This window comes from Petropleomorpha daqingensis, assembly GCF_013408985.1.
In the GTDB taxonomy this organism is placed as follows: Bacteria; Actinomycetota; Actinomycetes; order Mycobacteriales; family Geodermatophilaceae; genus Petropleomorpha; species Petropleomorpha daqingensis.
The window spans coordinates 135,441-151,420 of the sequence record NZ_JACBZT010000001.1 but is presented as its reverse complement, the minus strand read 5'-3'; the positions used below and the strand labels follow the sequence as shown (position 1 = coordinate 151,420).

Annotated in this window: 14 protein-coding genes; 7 read left to right on the top strand and 7 right to left on the bottom strand. The window is 73.3% G+C overall.

Translation table 11 applies throughout. The annotated features are described in order from the left end of the window. Positions 1-144: 144 nt before the first annotated feature. Positions 145-1,410: a sensor histidine kinase gene (locus GGQ55_RS00755; protein ID WP_179714660.1), complete on the top strand. Its 1,266-nt coding sequence runs from the start codon at positions 145-147 to the stop codon at positions 1,408-1,410. Beyond that, on the top strand, positions 1,407-2,063 hold the full coding sequence (locus GGQ55_RS00750; RefSeq protein ID WP_179714659.1) for a response regulator transcription factor: 657 nt from the start codon (positions 1,407-1,409) through the stop codon (positions 2,061-2,063). The genes GGQ55_RS00755 and GGQ55_RS00750 overlap by 4 nt, the downstream gene beginning before the upstream one ends. A 1-nt stretch (position 2,064) precedes the next feature. Here the strand turns inward: GGQ55_RS00750 and GGQ55_RS00745 are convergent, their stop codons facing one another. Then, entirely contained in the window at positions 2,065-3,099 is a 1,035-nt protein-coding gene (locus GGQ55_RS00745; protein WP_179714658.1) for an NAD(P)-dependent alcohol dehydrogenase, read from the bottom strand. Between the two features lie 49 nt (positions 3,100-3,148). Here GGQ55_RS00745 and GGQ55_RS00740 point away from each other — a divergent pair, with 49 nt between their 5' ends. After that, positions 3,149-3,907 (top strand): alpha/beta fold hydrolase, encoded by a 759-nt coding sequence (locus tag GGQ55_RS00740; protein ID WP_179714657.1) that lies wholly within the window; start codon positions 3,149-3,151, stop codon positions 3,905-3,907. On the opposite strand, the gene GGQ55_RS00735 is transcribed toward GGQ55_RS00740, so the two are convergent. The 5 genes from GGQ55_RS00735 to GGQ55_RS00715 all read right to left on the bottom strand — a co-directional run bounded on the left by GGQ55_RS00735 (position 3,904) and on the right by GGQ55_RS00715 (position 8,364). Further along, entirely contained in the window at positions 3,904-4,302 is a 399-nt protein-coding gene (locus GGQ55_RS00735) for a nuclear transport factor 2 family protein (RefSeq protein WP_179714656.1), read from the bottom strand. The two genes, GGQ55_RS00740 and GGQ55_RS00735, sit on opposite strands and share 4 nt — an antisense overlap. 3 nt (positions 4,303-4,305) lie before the next feature. Next, a complete protein-coding gene (locus GGQ55_RS00730) occupies positions 4,306-5,778 on the bottom strand; it encodes an aldehyde dehydrogenase (RefSeq protein ID WP_179714655.1) in 1,473 nt (490 codons plus the stop codon). Between the two features lie 74 nt (positions 5,779-5,852). Continuing rightward, positions 5,853-6,266, bottom strand: a complete 414-nt coding sequence (locus GGQ55_RS00725) for an FmdB family zinc ribbon protein (protein ID WP_218859108.1) — start codon at positions 6,264-6,266, stop codon at positions 5,853-5,855. Beyond that, on the bottom strand, positions 6,263-7,552 hold the full coding sequence (locus GGQ55_RS00720; protein ID WP_179714654.1) for a hydroxyacid-oxoacid transhydrogenase: 1,290 nt from the start codon (positions 7,550-7,552) through the stop codon (positions 6,263-6,265). The genes GGQ55_RS00725 and GGQ55_RS00720 overlap by 4 nt, the downstream gene beginning before the upstream one ends. Continuing rightward, complete coding sequence (locus tag GGQ55_RS00715; protein WP_179714653.1) at positions 7,549-8,364, bottom strand: N-acyl homoserine lactonase family protein; 816 nt, start codon at positions 8,362-8,364, stop codon at positions 7,549-7,551. Before GGQ55_RS00715 ends, GGQ55_RS00720 begins: the two co-directional genes overlap by 4 nt. Positions 8,365-8,564: 200 nt before the next feature. On the opposite strand from GGQ55_RS00715, the gene GGQ55_RS00710 reads away from it, so the two are divergent. From GGQ55_RS00710 to GGQ55_RS00695, 4 genes are all read left to right on the top strand, one after another. Continuing rightward, positions 8,565-10,871, top strand: a complete 2,307-nt coding sequence (locus tag GGQ55_RS00710) for a thiamine pyrophosphate-binding protein (protein WP_179714652.1) — start codon at positions 8,565-8,567, stop codon at positions 10,869-10,871. 24 nt (positions 10,872-10,895) lie between these two features. Beyond that, positions 10,896-12,596, top strand: coding sequence for a CocE/NonD family hydrolase (locus GGQ55_RS00705; protein ID WP_179714651.1), 1,701 nt, complete (start codon positions 10,896-10,898; stop codon positions 12,594-12,596). Between the two features lie 92 nt (positions 12,597-12,688). After that, positions 12,689-14,431 carry a metallophosphoesterase gene (locus GGQ55_RS00700; RefSeq protein WP_179714650.1) on the top strand — a complete coding sequence of 581 codons (1,743 nt, stop codon included), beginning with the start codon at positions 12,689-12,691 and terminating at the stop codon, positions 14,429-14,431. Positions 14,432-14,461: 30 nt separating this feature from the next. Continuing rightward, positions 14,462-15,265, top strand: coding sequence for a DUF427 domain-containing protein (locus GGQ55_RS00695; protein WP_218859107.1), 804 nt, complete (start codon positions 14,462-14,464; stop codon positions 15,263-15,265). Between the two features lie 3 nt (positions 15,266-15,268). Here GGQ55_RS00695 and GGQ55_RS00690 read toward each other — a convergent pair whose 3' ends face one another. Next, the gene (locus GGQ55_RS00690) at positions 15,269-15,976 is read right to left on the bottom strand and encodes a DUF1275 family protein (RefSeq protein ID WP_179714649.1); all 708 of its coding nucleotides are present in this window, start codon (positions 15,974-15,976) and stop codon (positions 15,269-15,271) included. Positions 15,977-15,980: the final 4 nt, after the last annotated feature.

Here is a 15,980-nt window from a genome sequence, read left to right as displayed (position 1 = left end):
CACCGCGGATCGTCACGCTGCGGAGCAGTCTTCGGCCGCTACGCCGGGCTCCCACCACCGTGCGCGTGCTACCGCGGTAGGGGGTCGAGATGCCCTTCCGGAGGGACGCCCGCACCAACCTCCCGCGGCTACTGTCGGCGCACGATGAGCCAGCAGACCCAGCTCCTGCGCAGCGCCGCGACCCGGACCGCGTCCGGTGCGTGGGAGTCGGTGCTGGCCGCCGTCCGCCCGCAGCCGCACACCTGGGTCGCCCCGTGGGCCCGCATCCGCCGCGGCGACGTCCTGGCCACCGTCGTCTTCGGGCTGTACGGGCTGATCGTCTGCATCGCGACCGCGGGCGCCGTCCTCGACGGGCGGGACATCGTCGGCGGGCTGGCCTTCCTCTACCTCCTGCCCGCCGCGGCCGGGCTGGCCATCGCCCCGCGCCGGCCGCTGGACGGCTGGCTGATCGTGACCGGCTGGATGGTCGTGCTGCGGATCCTGCTGATCCCGGCGCCGCCGTACCCGGTGGCCGTGCTCGAGCCGTGGAACTGGCTGCTGTGGGGGCCGGTGCTGCTGCTGGCCGCGTGGGCGGCGCGGGGCCGCGCGCTGGTCGGCGTCGTCCTCGTGTCGTGGCTCGCCTGGTTCCTGTGCGGCGCGTGGCAGCCGTACGACGTGGCGCCCGGGTCGCGGCTGCCCTCGTTCATCGGGCTGACCGCGCCGCTGGTCCTCGGCGCCGCGCTCGGCGCGCGGCAACGAGCGCGCGCCGCGCTGCACGACGAGCAGGCGCGCACCAACGAGGCACTGGCACGGCAGGGCGCCCTGGCGGAGAGGGCGCGGATCGCGCGGGAGATGCACGACGTCGTCGCGCACTCCATGTCGATGATCGCGGTGCGCGCGGAGACCGCGCCCTACCGGCTCGGCGACGTCCCCCCGCCGGTGCGGCTGGAGTTCGCCGAGGTCGCCAACGAGGCCCGGCAGTCGCTGGCCGAGATGCAGAACCTGCTCGGCGTGCTGCGCTCCGACGACGGCGCCGAGCGCGCGCCGCAGCCCGGGCTGCCCGACCTCGAGCAGCTGCTCCGCTCCGCGCGGGCCGCCGGCGCCGAGCTGCAGTGGGAGCTGCACCTGCCCGAGGTGTTCCCGGCGCTGGGGCTGTCGGCCTACCGGATCGTCCAGCAGGGCATCGCCAACGCCGCCCAGCACGCGCCCGGCGCGCCGGTCCGGGTGCGGATCGCGCCCGAGGACGGCGTCCTGCGGATCGAGATCGTCAACGGCCGCGGGACGACGGCCCCCGCCGCACCCGGCGGCGGCAACGGGCTGCCCGGCATGGTCGAGCGGGCCGCGCTGCACGGCGGGACGGTCCAGGCCGCGCCGACCCTCGACGGCGGCTTCGAGCTGCTCGCGGAGCTGCCGCTCGGGGCGCCCGCGTGATCGGAGTGCTCGTCGTCGACGACCAGTCGATGGTCCGCGAGGGGTTCGCCGCGCTGCTGGCCGCTCAGGAGGACATCGCGGTGCTCGGCACCGCCGGCGACGGCCAGGAGGCGGTCGAGGTCGCGCGCAAGGTCACGCCGGACGTCGTCCTCATGGACGTCCGCATGCCACGCCTGGACGGCATCGAGGCGACGAAGATCCTGCTCGCCGAGGAGCCGGCGCCGAAGGTGCTGGTGCTGACCACGTTCGACCTCGACGACCACATCTACGCCGCGCTGCGCGCCGGTGCGAGCGGCTTCCTGCTCAAGCACGCGCCGGCCGCCGAGCTGCTGCACGCCATCCGGGTCGTCGCGGCGGGGGAGGCGCTGCTCGCCCCCGAGGTGACGCAGCGGCTCATCGCGCACTACCTGGCCACCGGTCCGGCCACGACCGTCGTCCCGCCGACGCTGGCCGCGCTCACCCCGCGGGAGACCGAGGTGCTGCGGCTGGTCGGCCGCGGGCTGTCCAACCGGGAGATCGCCGAGGAGCTCGTGGTCGTCGAGCAGACCGCGAAGACGCACGTCAGCCGCGTGTTCGCCAAGCTCGGCCTGCGCGACCGCGCGCAGGCCGTCGTCCTCGCCTACGAGACCGGGCTGGTCCGGCCCGGTCGGTAGATCAGGGGACGACGACGGCGCGGCCGCGCACCGCCCCGTCGTGCAGCCGCTGGTAGGCCTCCGGCGCCTGCTCGATGCCGTACCGCTCGACCTCGACGTGGATCGCGCCGGCCCGCGCCAGGTCGAGCACCTCCATCAGCTCGCTGCGCATTCCCCAGTACGGCGCGCGCACCGAGGCCCCGAACGGCGTGGCGAAGAAGCCGGTCGTCATCACGCCGCCACCGATGCCGACGATCTGGACGACGCCGTCCAGCGCTACCGACTGCCGGGCGATCTCCAGCGTCGGGGTCGCCCCGACGAAGTCGAACACCGCCTGCGCGCCGACCCCGCCCGTCATCTCCCGGATCGCGTCGACCGCCTCGGCGTTCGACGGCAGCGCGTGGTGCGCGCCGACGTCCTTGGCCAGCGCGAGCTTCTCCTCGCTGATGTCCAGCGCGATCACGGTGGCGCCGGTGATCGCCCGCAGGATCTGGATGCCGACGTGCCCGAGACCGCCGGCGCCGATGACGACGGCGGTGCTGCCCGCCGGCAGCGCGGACAGGCTGGAGACGATCGCGTGGTACGGCGTGAGCCCGGCGTCGGTGAGCGACACGGTCGCCACTGGGTCGAGGTCGCCGAGCGGCACGAGGTGCCGGACGTCGTCGACGATCAGGTGCTCGGCGAGCGCCCCGGGCGCGCCCAGCCCGGGCGGCGCGATGCCGAGCGAGCCCGCACGCGGGCAGTAGTTCTCCGCCCCGCGGGCGCAGGCGTGGCACAGCCCGCACCCCCACGGCCCGTAGACGGCGACCGGATCGCCCTCGGCCACCCCGGTCACGCCGGCGCCGAGCGCGTCGACGACGCCGACCCCCTCGTGGCCGAGCGTCAGCGGCAGCCCGTACGCGTACTGCTCGGCGGGCAGCCCCATGACGAACCAGTCCGAGTGGCACAGCCCCGCCGCGGTGACCTCCAGCCGGATCTGCCCGGGGCCGGGATCGGGTGTCGGGATCTCGACGACCTCGGGTCCGCCGCCCACCGACAGGTACTGCACTGCGCGCATCGCGATCGCCCCCTGCGTCCGACCGTAGCCGGATGACAGGCTCGGCAGGGTGGAGACGATCAGCGGGACGACGCTCGCCGTCCGCCGCACCGGCACCGGCTCGCCGGTCGTCCTGGTGCACGGCTCGGCCGGCGGGCTCGAGTCGTGGGACCCGGTGCTCCCGTTCCTCGACGGGTTCGAGGTCTGGACCTACACCCGCCGCGGCTATCCGCCGAGCGGGCCGGCCATTGACAAGACGTTCGCCGACGACGTCGCCGACCTGTCGGCGGTGCTGGCCGAGGTCGGCCGTCCCGCGCACCTGGTCGGCGGGTCGTACGGCGGCACGGTGGTGCTGCACGCGGCTCGAGAGGGCGCGCAGGTCCGCTCGCTGACCGTCTGGGAGGCGCCGCTGTACTCCGCCGGCCCGCCGCTGCGACCGGTGCTCGACCGGTATCGCCGGCTCCTGGACGACGGCGACCTCGCCACCGCCAGCCGGCTGTTCGCCGAGCGGGTCGCCCGCGTGCCGGTGGCGATGCTGGACGCCCTCGGCGACGGCGTCGCGATGGAGCGCGCCGAGGCGGTCGGCTGCCTGTCCGACCTCGAGGCGATGGCCGCCGATGACCCGGACCTCGGCCGGTTCGCCGGCATCGCCGTCCCGACCCTGCTGGTGCAGGGCTCGGACACCTGGAGCCCGATGCCCGAGACGATGGACGCCCTGGCCGCCGTCCTGCCCCACGCGAGCCGGGCGACGCTGGCCGGGCTGGACCACTTCGCTACCCACACCGCACCCGAGCTGTGGGCGGCGACCCTGCGAGAGTTCCTGCCCTAGTTCCTCGAGAGCTGGTGCACGACCTCCTCGATCTCCGCGCTGTCCTGCTCCACGGTCTCCAGGTAGAGCCGCTGCCAGGCGATGAGCCCGTCCTCGATCCCGGCCACGATGACCCCGCGGAACTCGAACTCCGCTCCGTCGGGGTAGTGGCCGCGCATCGCCCACTCGGAGAACGACGTCGTCCCCTCCGTGGCCTCGGCGACCACCTCGGCCACCAGGTCGGGGAGGCCCTTGAACATCTCGGTCCAGTTGGCGATGACCTGCTGGTTGCCGACGAAGTGCCGGTTCGGGTGCACCGGCTGGTCGCTGCGGTAGTCGGTCCGCATGCACGCGGCCATGCCCTCGGGGTCGTGCCGGTTGACGGCGTCCCGCATCCGCTCGACGATCGGGTTCACGGCTCAGCCCAGCTGGAACGGGTCGCGGGTGCCGCCGGTCAGCTCCACCCAGACCGCCTTGGTCTCGGTGTACTCGTTGAGCACGTCCATGCCGTTCTCCCGGCCGAGGCCGCTGCGCCCGAACCCGCCGAAGGGCATGTTGGGCGCGACCACCCGGTAGGCGTTGATCCACACGGTGCCGGCCCGGAGCTTCGCGGCGACCCGGTGCGCGCGGTGCACGTCCTTGGTCCAGACCGCGCCGGCCAGCCCGTAGGGGGTGTCGTTGGCCAGCTTCAGCGCCTCGTCCTCGTCGGTGAAGGTCAGCGCGGCCAGCACCGGCCCGAACACCTCCTCCCGCACGATCGTCGAGGACGGCGTCACCCCCGTGACCACGGTCGGCTGCACGAACAGCCCGCCCAGCTCGGACGGCGCCCCGCCGACGGCGAACGTCGCGCCTTCGTCGGTCGCGCCGCGCAGGTAGCCGAGCACCTTCTCGTACTGCGGCTGGTTGGCCACCGGTCCCATCTCGGTGGCGGGATCGATCGGGTCGCCGAGTCTGATGGACCGGGCGCGCTCGGCGATCCGCTCGATCAGCGCCTCGGCGACGTCGGCGTGCACGATCAGCCGCGACCCGGCCATGCAGGTCTGCCCGGTCGCGGCGAACACGCCCGCGACCAGCCCGTTCGCCGCGGCGTCGAGGTCGGCGTCCGGGAAGACGATCTGCGGGCTCTTGCCGCCCAGCTCCAGCGTCACCCGGTTGACGTTGGCGGCCGCGGCCTGCGCCACCTTGATGCCGGTCGCGGTCGACCCGGTGAACGCCACCTTGTCCACCCCGGGGTGCCCGGCCAGCCGCTCGCCGGCCGCGCGGTCCCAGGCGGTGACGACGTTGAAGACGCCGGCCGGCAGCCCCGCCTCGAACAGCACCTCGGCGAAGGCGACGGTGGAGGCGGGGGAGTGCTCCGAGGGCTTGGCGACGACGGTGTTGCCGGCCGCCAGCGCCGGGGCGAGCTTCCACGTCAGCAGCAGGAGCGGGGAGTTCCACGGCGTGATCGCGCCGACCACGCCGACGGGCTCGCGGCGGGTGTAGCCGAAGTAGTTGGCGTTGGCCGGCGGGATGGTCCGGCCCTCGAGCTTGTCGGCCAGCCCGGCGAAGTAGAAGAACCACTGGGGCAGGGCGAGCATCTGCCCGCGCATCTCGCGCAACAGCTTCCCGGAGTCGTTGACCTCGAGCAGCGCCAGCCGCTCGGCCGCGCCCTCCAGCGCCGTGCCGCAGGCGCGCAGCACCGCGGCCCGCTGGAAGCCGGTCATGGCGCCCCACTCGCCGTCGAACGCCGCCCGCGCCGAGGCGACCGCGGCGTCGACGTCCTCCGGGGCGCCGTCGGCCAGCCGCGCCCACGGCCTGCCGGTGTAGGGGTTCATCGACTCGAACGTGCGGCCGGACAGTGCGTCGACGCCCTTGCCGTCGAGGAAGAGCTGGAAGGTCTCGAGGTCGTCCATGACCGTCCCCAGGTCGTCGTCCCCGCGGGTGGTTTCGCGTGCTTAACCACCCGCGGCTAAGCACGCACAACCACCTACGGGTGGGTGTGGGTGTGGCCCCCGTGGGTGTGGGTGCCGTGACCGTGACCCGGCACCGGGTCGCCGGCGCGCAGCGGTGCGCCGTGGAAGCGGCCCTCGTGGGCGAGGATCGGCCGCTGGTCGCCGGCCAGCTCGGGGTGCTTCTCCTCGAGCCTCTGCCGGGCGCCCCACTCCCGGCGCAGCTCGCCGAGGTACTCGCGGTTGCCCTCGTAGGTGCCGCGCCAGGTCTGCGGCATCAGCTCCATCGGCCGGCCGGCGTCGGCGACCCCGCCGAGCGCGACCCGCGACGGCACCTTGACGGCAGCACCCCCGCACGGGCACACCGCGGAATCCGACGCGGCCAGCGGCGCCATCGCCTCGAAGCGGTGACCGGCGCAGCAGCGGTAGTCGTAGAGCGGCACCGCCGTCACCAGTTCTCGATGGACTTGCCGAAGATGTCGGCGATGTCGTCCTCGCTGACCGGTCGCGGGCAGGTGGCCAGGAGCCGCTGCTGCTTCATCGTGCCGGGCACCAGGTCGGGGATGTCGCTCTCGGTGTAGCCGACCGCGCCGATCCCGTTCGGGATGCCGATGTCGCGCATCAGCTCGGTCAGCACGGTGGGCAGCTGCTCCTTCGGGTCGTTGAGCTTGTCCCGGTCCGGCGCCATCAGCGACGCCGCCGTCAGGTGCCGCTCGGGGGCGGACTCGAAGCTGAACCGGAAGGCCTCCGGCGCGGTCAGCGACACCGACATGCCGTGCGGCACCATCGGCTCGTCCTGCGGGTAGCCCGACGGACGGAAGTCCTTGACCATGCCGGCGATCGGGTAGGCGTTGGCGTGCGGGATGTGCACTCCCGAGTTGCCGAAGCCCATCCCGGCGAACGTCGCCGCCGCCATCATGTCGGAGCGCGCCTGCAGGTCGTCGCCCTCGTGCACGGCCGTGCGGAACGAGCGCGCGAGCAGCGACATCGCCTTCTCGCACCACAGGTCCGAGACCGGGTTCGACCCGCAGTAGGTGACCCGCTCCTCGGCCTTCTTCTTGTCGAAGGTCGTGTACCAGCGCGCGGTGTAGGACTCCAGCGCGTGGCAGACGATGTCCATGCCCGCCGAGGCGGTCACCTCCGGCGGCAGGGACAGCGACAGCAGCGGGTCGATGACGGCGAGGGTGGGCCGCAGCCGCCAGTGGCTGATCCCGGTCTTCACCTTCATCGAGAGCACGTCGAGCACGCACATGGCGGTGCTCTCCGAGCCGGTGCCCGCCGTCGTCGGGACGGCGATCAGCGGCTTGAGCTGCCCCTTCGGCGCCCGGGCCTGCCCGATCGGCTTGTTGATGTAGTCCATGAGCTCACCGCCGTCGGTGGTGAGCAGGTTGACCGCCTTCGCGGTGTCGATCGCCGAGCCGCCGCCGACGGCGACGAAGCCGTCCCACGGCCCCTGCGCCTTGGCGTAGCCCGCCGCCTTGTCCATGCTCTCGTCGGTCGGCTCGACGTGGACGCCGTCGAAGATCTCCGACCGGATGCCGTACTTGGTCAGCGAGTCGGCGATCCGCTGCGGCAGCCCGGCGCCGTGCACGTTGGCGTCGGTGATGATCAGCACCCGCTCGACGCCGTACTGGGAGATGTCGAAGCCGATCTCGTCGACCGATCCCGGTCCGAACTTCAGCGGGGTGGCCCCCCAGGTGAAGATCGTCTCCTCGGTGCGCCCGTCGCTGTCGCTCATCGGTAGTTGCCCTCCGGGGCCGTCCGCAGTTCGTGGATCTGGTTGGCGTCGTGCCCGAAGACGACCGTCGCATTCGTCTCCTCGGCCAGCCCGCGGATCTTCTCCACCGAGCTGTAGAACTGCTCGAGGTTGTTCACGATCGCCGCGGGCACGGTCGGCGGCCCGTAGCTGGCGCCCATGTAGACGGCGTCGGCGGTGAAGATCATCGTGCCGGTCTCGGGCAGGTCGACCCGCATCGACATCGAGCCCGGGGTGTGCCCGGGGGTCTGGATGAAGCTCACTCCCGGCAGGAAGTCGGTCGTGTCACCGGAGACGGTCTCGAAGGTCAGCCCGGCGAAGTCGGCCTTGAGGTGCGCGCCGTTGAACGGCCCGTCGAAGGTGTTGCACCACTCGTGCTCCTTCTCGCTGCAGACCAGCTTCGCGTTCGTGTCCTTGAACAGCTGCGCGTTGCCGGCGTGGTCGAAGTGCAGGTGCGAGAAGACGACGTAGTCGAGGTCGCCGGGAGACAGGCCCATCTGCTTCAACCGGGAGTCGAGGTACTCCTCCTCGGAGACCTTGTCGTAGGGGAAGAAGTCCTGCAGGCCGGTCGGCGCCCAGCGCTCCTCCCAGTCCCGCGGGCAGCTGGTGTCCCACAGCAGCCGGCCGTCGGGGGTGTCGACGAGGACGCAGTGCGTGGGGCAGTCGACCCACTCGGCGGGCTGGTCCTTGGTCTGCCTGGTTCTCATCGCCCGACCCGGAGCCAGCAGCAGCCACGTGATGTCGGTGCTCATCGCGCCGCACGGCAGGATGCTGACGGTCGTTCCCGTGGCCATGGCTTCTCCTCGGCTGGAGAGGGGTGGGGGACGCGCTACGGGCGACCGGGCCGCACACCTCCCCGTCCACGGCGGCGGACCCGGGGGCGGAGCACGTCTCGCACCTTTCGCCTGGGGATTGGCATGTGTCAAGGGTCACAGCGGCCCTGCTCAGGACCCCGTTCTTCCGGTGCCCGTCGTCGGGGCCGAGACTGAGCGGCATGAGCCTGACGTCCGCCGAGAGCACCACCGACCGCGCCCTCCGCCAGATCGAGGAGCGCGTGCTGTGGCTCGCCACGGCGATCGTCGACCACGCCAACCGGGTCCGGCCCAACCCGTCCGGGCTCAAGGTCGGCGGCCACCAGGCGTCGAGCGCGTCGATGGTCACCCTGATGACGTCGCTGTGGGTCGAGCAGCTGCGCGCCGACGACCGGGTGAGCGTGAAGCCGCACGCCTCGCCGGTGCTCCACGCGCTGGAGTACCTGCTCGGCTCGCTCGACCGGAAGTACCTGACCACCCTGCGCGAGTACGGCGGCCTGCAGTCCTACCCGTCGCGGCTCAAGGACCCGGTGCCGGCCGACTACTCGACCGGCTCGGTCGGCATCGGCGCGACCGCGCCGATCTGGGGTGCGATCGCCCGCCGGTACGTCAACACGCAGCTCGGCGCGGGCGGCACCGGCCGGCAGTGGTCGCTGGTCGGGGACGCCGAGCTCGACGAGGGCGCGGTCTGGGAGACGGTGCTCGACCCGATGGTGGCCGAGCTCGGGGAGATCGTCTGGATCGTCGACTTCAACCGGCAGTCGCTGGACCGCGTCGTCCCGACGATGGGCAGCACCCGGCTGCAGGGCATGTTCACCGCCGCCGGCTGGCAGGTGCTCACGGTCAAGTACGGCCGGCTGCTGGAGGAGCTCTTCGCCCGGCCCGGCGGCGGTGCCCTGCGCGACCGGATCGACGCGATGAGCAATCCCGAGTACCAGCGGATGCTGCGGCGCACCGCCGAGGAGGTCCGGCAGCACCTGCCGGGCGGCTCCGCCGAGATCGCCGCGCTGATCGCCGACGTCCCGGACGACGACCTGGTCGCCGCCGTCCGCAACCTCGGCGGCCACGACCTGGACGCGCTGCGCGAGGCGTACGCGCAGATCGACGACACCCGCCCGACGGTGATCATCGCCTACACGCTCAAGGGCTACGGGCTGGCGATAGAGGGGCATCCGCAGAACCACTCCGCGCTGCTGACCGAGGATCAGCTCAAGGCGCTCGCGCTGCACCTCGGCATCGACCCGGCCGACCCGTGGGCCACCTTCCCGCCGGACAGCGAGGCCGCCTCCCTGCTCGCCGAGGCCGCGGCCCGGCTCTCCCGGGTGCCTGTACCGGTGGTCGGGGCACCCGAGGTGCCGGGCGATCTGGGGCGCACGCCGCACGGGGTGGGGACGACGCAGGCCGCGCTCGGCCGCACGCTGCTCGACCTCAACCGCGCCGCGCCGGACGTCGGGCACCGGATCGTGACGGCCGCCCCCGATGTGTCCTCGTCGACCAACCTCGGCGGCTGGGTGAACAAGGTCGGCGTCTGGTCGCACGAGGCGCGGCAGGACTGGTTCGCCGACGACGCCGAGACGATCCTGCACTGGCGGGAGAAGCCGTCGGGCCAGCACATCGAGCTGGGCATCGCCGAGACCAACCTGGTCGGTGCGATCGGCGAGCTCGGCGCCACGTGGTCCCGGTGGGGGCAGCCGCTGCTGCCGATCGGCGTCCTCTACGACCCGTTCGTCGAGCGCGCGTTGGAGCCGTGGAGCTTCGGCATCTACGCCGGCGGTCAGTCGATCCTGGTCGGGACGCCGTCCGGGGTGACGCTGGCGCCCGAGGGCGGGGCGCACCAGTCGATCACCACGCCCTCGATCGGCCTGGAGCAGCCAGGCTGTGTCACCTACGAGCCGGCGTTCGCGCTGGACACCGAGTGGTGCCTGCTCGCCGCGCTGTCCCGGCTCGGCAAGCCGGGCGGCTCCTCGGCGTACCTGCGGCTGTCGACCCGGCCGCTGGACCAGTCCCTGGCGGCGATCCCCGAGGACCCGGCCGCCCGCGAGCGGCGCCGCCGGCAGGTCGTGGCCGGGGGCTACCTGCTCCGGCACGACGTCTCGGATCCCGGGATCACGCTGGTCGCGATGGGCGCCGTCGTCCCGGAGGTGCTGGCGGCCGCGGAGCGCCTGGGTGGGCTCGGCATCCCGGCCGACGTCGTGGTGGTGACGAGCCCCGGGCTGCTGTTCCGGGCGCTGCGGGCCCGCCGCGGTCTGGACGACGCGCCGACCTGGATCCTCGACGCCGTCTTCCCGGACGAGCGGGCGCGGCCGATGGTGACCGTGCTCGACGGGCATCCGCACACGCTGGCGTTCCTGGCCGGGGTGCGCAGCGTGCCGGCGACCCACCTCGGCGTCACGCAGTTCGGGCAGAGCGGCGACCTGGAGTCGGTGTACCGCCTGCACGGCCTGGACACCGAGACCGTCGTCGGCGCCGCCCTCGACCTCGTGGACTGACCGGCGCGGTTAGTGTCCGCAGACGTGTCCGAGCTCGACCGCGTCGTCCCCGTCTCCGGGCAGCCGCTCTCCCGCACCGCCCGCGTCGCCGCCCGCGCCCTCGAGCGCCGGTGGAAGCTGCCGCCGGCGACCGGGGCGACGCGGGTGCTGCGCGACCGCGACGTCCCGATGCGCGACGGCGCCGTCCTGCGCGCCGACGTCTACCTGCCGGCAGCCGACGGGCCGCACCCGACGATCCTGCTGCGCTCGCCCTACGGCCGCGGCGGGCAGTTCGCCGGTCTGCTCGCGCTGCCCTACGCCGCCCGCGGCTACGCCGTGGTCATGCAGAGCGTGCGCGGCACGTTCGGCTCGGGCGGCGAGTTCGAGCCGGTGGTCAACGAGGCGCAGGACGGGCAGGACACCGTCGTCTGGCTGCGCGAGCAGGACTGGTTCGACGGCCGGCTGGCCACCCTCGGCCCGAGCTACCTCGCCTACACGCAGTGGGCCCTGGCGCTGGACCCGCCGCCCGAGCTCAAGGCGATGGTGCTGCACATCGGCCCGCACGACCTCGCGCAGGCCGGGTTGCTCGACGGCGTCCCGCAGCTGCTCAACCTCTCGATCTGGACCGACCTGATTGCCCACCAGGAGCTGGTCGGCTCGGTGCGGGGGATGGTCCGGCTGATGACGGCGGAGCGGCGGCTCGCCCCGCACCTGCGCACCCTGCCCCTGGAGGGCCTGGCCGAGCGGTTCGGCGGCGACCCGGCGCCGTGGTTCGACGAGTGGATCGAGCACTTCCACCCGTCGGACCCGTACTGGGACCGCTACCGGGCGACCCCGGCCGTGCAGTCCTCCACCGTGCCGGCGCTGCTGATCGGCGGCTGGCAGGACTGGTTCCTCGAGCAGACGCTCTACCAGTACGCCGTCCTGCGCGACCACGGCGTCGACGTCGCGATGACCGTCGGGCCGTGGGCGCACCTCACCCTCGACGCCGCCGTCACCACCCGCGAGGGGCTGGCCTTCCTGGCCCACCACCTGCCGGTCGAGGACGCCGGTCCGGCCCGCACCAGCCGCGTGCACGTCTACGTCACCGGCGCGCAGACGTGGCGCGACCTGCCCGACTGGCCGCCGGCGACCACCGACCGCACCTGGTACCTGGCACCTGCCGGCGGGCTCACCGACGAGGCGCCCACCTCGCCCGGTGCCGGCACGTTCTTCACCTACGACCCGATGGACCCGACGCCGTCGGTGGGTGGCCGGGTGCTCGCCCGTGGGGCCGGACGGCGGGACAACGGCAAGCTCGAGGCGCGACCGGACGTCCGCACGTTCACCACCGCGCCGCTGGACGAGCCGGTCGAGCTGCTCGGCGGCGCGCAGGTCCGGCTGTTCCTCGGCTCGGACAACCCGTACGCCGACGTGTTCGTGCGGCTGTGCGACGTCGACGCGAAGGGCCGGTCGGTCAACGTCACCGACCGCCTGGTGCGGCTGGACCCGTCGGACGGCGAGTCCCCGGCAGCGGGGGAGCGGACCGTCGACCTCACGCTGCCCGACACCGCGCACCGGTTCCTCGCCGGGCACCGCGTCCGGCTGCAGATCTCCGGCGGCGCGCACCCGCGCTACGCCCGCAACCTCGGCACCGGCGAGCCGGTCGGCGCGGCCACCCGCGGCGTCCCGGTCACCCACCGGATCGGCCACGACGTCACCGCGCCGTCCTCGCTCACCCTGCCGGTGGCGCCGCTCGGGAGTTGATCATCGGCGGGTGGCTGCGCGACACGCCAACGGGCCCAGCCATCCGCCGATGATCAACAGCGTCCACCGGCTGAGACGAGGACAATGGATCGGTGACCGAGCCAGGAGCCACCGAGGAGGAGCAGCGTCCTCGTCGGGAGCTCCGCGCCACGGCACTGCGCGCACTCCGGGCGACCCCGGGCTTCCTCGGCCGGTGGCTGCTGCGGATCGTCCTCCCGCTGGCCGGCGCCGCCGCCGTTCTGCACGCGTTCCCGTACCACGCCACCGTGCAGGACGTGCCCTTCGAGGTCGAGGGCAGCCTGTTCAGCCGGCCCGGTCTGAACGCCGACACCACGCTGGGCAGCTGGGAGTTCCCGCACCTCACCGGGCTGCCGGTCGGGGTCACGATCACCCCGCAGGACGTCGACCTGCTGAAGCTCACCAAGGCCGCCGGCAGTGACCGCGCCGCGTTCGTGCAGGCGCTGCAGGCCGACTTCACCGACCTCGTCCCGAAGATCGCCCTCTGGCTGGCCGCCGAGGTGCTGATCGGCGTCCTGCTCGGCCTGGCCGTGGCGGCCGCGGTCAACATGTCGATCCGGTACCTGCGCGGCGCGCCGAAGCGGGCGCACGAGCTGCGGATCCGGGTGATCCAGCTGGGCAGCGCGCTCGGCGTCGTCGTCCTCGTCGGGGTGTTCGGCTGGGCGACGTACAACCCGAACTGGGTCCAGCAGTCGCGGCTGACCGGCACGCTCGCCGCGGCGCAGCTGTTCCCCGGCCAGCTCTCGCAGTACTACGAGCAGAACAACAAGGCCTTCGACGTGCTCGGCTCGGTGCTGGGCATCCAGGCCGCGCTGCAGCAGCAGATCGACGCCGAGGCCCCGTCGACGGCGCTGCGGATCATGTTCATCTCCGACATGCACCTGGCCGCCAACTACCCGCTGGTGCAGGTCTACGCCCGCAGCTACGACGTCGACCTGATCGTGAACACCGGCGACGAGTCGCTGTTCGGCACCGGCATCGAGCTCACCCCCGGCTACCTCGACGCGATGCGCGCGGTCGCCGCCGAGACGCCGATGCTCTGGCTGGCCGGCAACCACGACTCACCCGCGGTCGAGCAGACGATGCGCACCATCCCCGGCGTCACCGTGCTCGGCAGCAAGACGCAGAACGCCGACGGCTACGACGTCCGCGCCGGCTACGTCGACGCCTTCGGGCTGACCATCGCCGGGCTGCCCGATCCGCGCGTGTACGGCGGTCCCGGTGCGTACGGCGCCGACGACTCGAAGGTCACCGATCCGCTCGAGCGCGACGCGGTGGACGCCGCGCTCGCCGACGTGGTCGGCGACCCGGAGGCGAGTGCGTCCAGCAGCAGCTCGTCGGCCCCACCCGACGGGACCGCGGACAGCCCGAGCGACCTGTTCTTCGACATCTTCGCCGCGCACGAGCCGGTGCAGGCCGACGAGCTGCGCGACCAGCTGCCCGACCGGATCCGGCAGACGAACGTCGGCCACGTGCACAAGCAGAACGACCCCGGCGACCTGCAGTCCGACGGCCGGATCGACCTGGTCGAAGGCTCGACCGGCGCGGGCGGGCTCAACGACATCGTGCGCGGCGACACCCGGCCGCCGATCGCGTTCAGCATCGAGTCGGTCGCCCCCGACTGCCAGTTCACCCGCGTCGTCCGCTTCGCGATCGCGTCCTCGACGCCGACCTCGGCCAGCGCCGCCGAGGCCACCACGCCGCAGGCGTTCGGCGACGACGTCACCGCCTCGACGATCTACTTCACCCCGCAGGACATCGACGACAACCGCACCTGCAGCGCCGACCTCGGGATCAGCGCCGAGCACCCGTTGTAGTCGGGGGCCGCCGCGAGGAGGCTTCGCCGTATGAGCGCCCCTCCGAGCGACATGGGTGAACGGCTGGCCGCTCTGGTCGGCAACCGCCCCTGGTGGCCCCTGGTCGAACCGTCGCCGCGCTGGATCCGGGTCCGGCTCGGCGACGAGCTGGTCGCCGACACCCGCTCCGCCCTGCTGTACGTGCAATACGGGCCGGCGGATCTGCCGCCCACCTTCCTGCCCACGTACTTCGTGCCCCCGGACGACATCGTCCCGGGCACGCTCGTCGACTTCCACGCCCAGGCAGGGCGGACGAGCTGGACGGTGCAGGCCGGCGGCCGGCGGGCCGAGGGCGCGGCGTGGGCGTTCGCCGAACCGCCGGCGCCGCTCGAGGCGCTCGCCGGGATGATCACCTTCTCCTGGGGCGACGGGCTGACCTGGTTCGAGGAGGACGAGCAGCTGTTCGCCCACGCCCGCGACCCGCACAAGCGGGTGGACGTCGTCCCCAGCTCACGGCACGTCCGCGTCGAGCTGGACGGCGAGCTGCTCGCCGAGAGCCGCCGTCCGCTGCTGCTGTTCGAGACGACGCTCCCCACCCGCTTCTACCTGCCGCCCGACGACGTCCGGGTCGAGCTGCTGCCCAGCGAGCGGCGGTCCAGCTGCCCGTACAAGGGGCACGCGAGCTGGTGGTCGGCGCGGGTCGGGGACGGCGTGGTCGAGGACATCGCGTGGAGCTATCCCTCGCCCGTGCCGGAGAACCCGCGCATCGCCGGGCTGATCTGCTTCCGCAACGAGCGGGTCGACCTGGTCGTCGACGGCGAGCGCCTCGGCCGCCCGCTCACGCCCTGGTCGTGACGCTCACCGGCCGCGCTCGTGCCACGGGGCCGGCCGGCGGCTGACCAGCCACGCGGCCAGGCTGACGGCGGCCACCAGGACGACGGCCGGGGCCAGGGCCGCGGCGGCGCTCAGGTTCAGCACGAGCAGCGCTCCGACCAACCCTCCGAGCAGCATCGCGGCCACCGCGAACACGCGGCGCAGGAGCACCGGCACATTGCGCTCGCGGAGATCGGCGGCGACCCCGGTCAGCGTCATCGTCAGGACCGTCGTCGTCGCGTCGGGGACGGCGAGCTCCCGGGCGGCGGTGTTCTGCATCCCGAGCGCGACCGCGGCCAGCCCGGCGATCAGGTTCCGCGGGGCGGCGCCGAACGGCTCGGCGGTGAGCGCCGCGACGATCAAGGCCGCCCCCAGCAGGGCCGTCTCCGCCGTCGTCACGACCGCCAGGACCCGGCCCCGGTGATGGTGCAGAAGCCCGATCAGCGGCCCGGCCACCCCGGCCCCGACCAGGAAGCCGGCCAGCGCGACCAGCGCGGCGGCGAGGGAGAACCCCGGCGCTCCGGCCAGCGCGAACCCGATGAACACGATGTTGCCGGTCATGTTGGCCACGAACACCCGGCCCAGCGCCAGGATGCTCACCGCGTCGACGAGCCCCGTGCCCAGAGTGAGCAGGAGCAGCAACGCCGGCAACGGCCCGTGCCGCGGCGAGGCGAACCAGGACGAGGCGCTCACGACG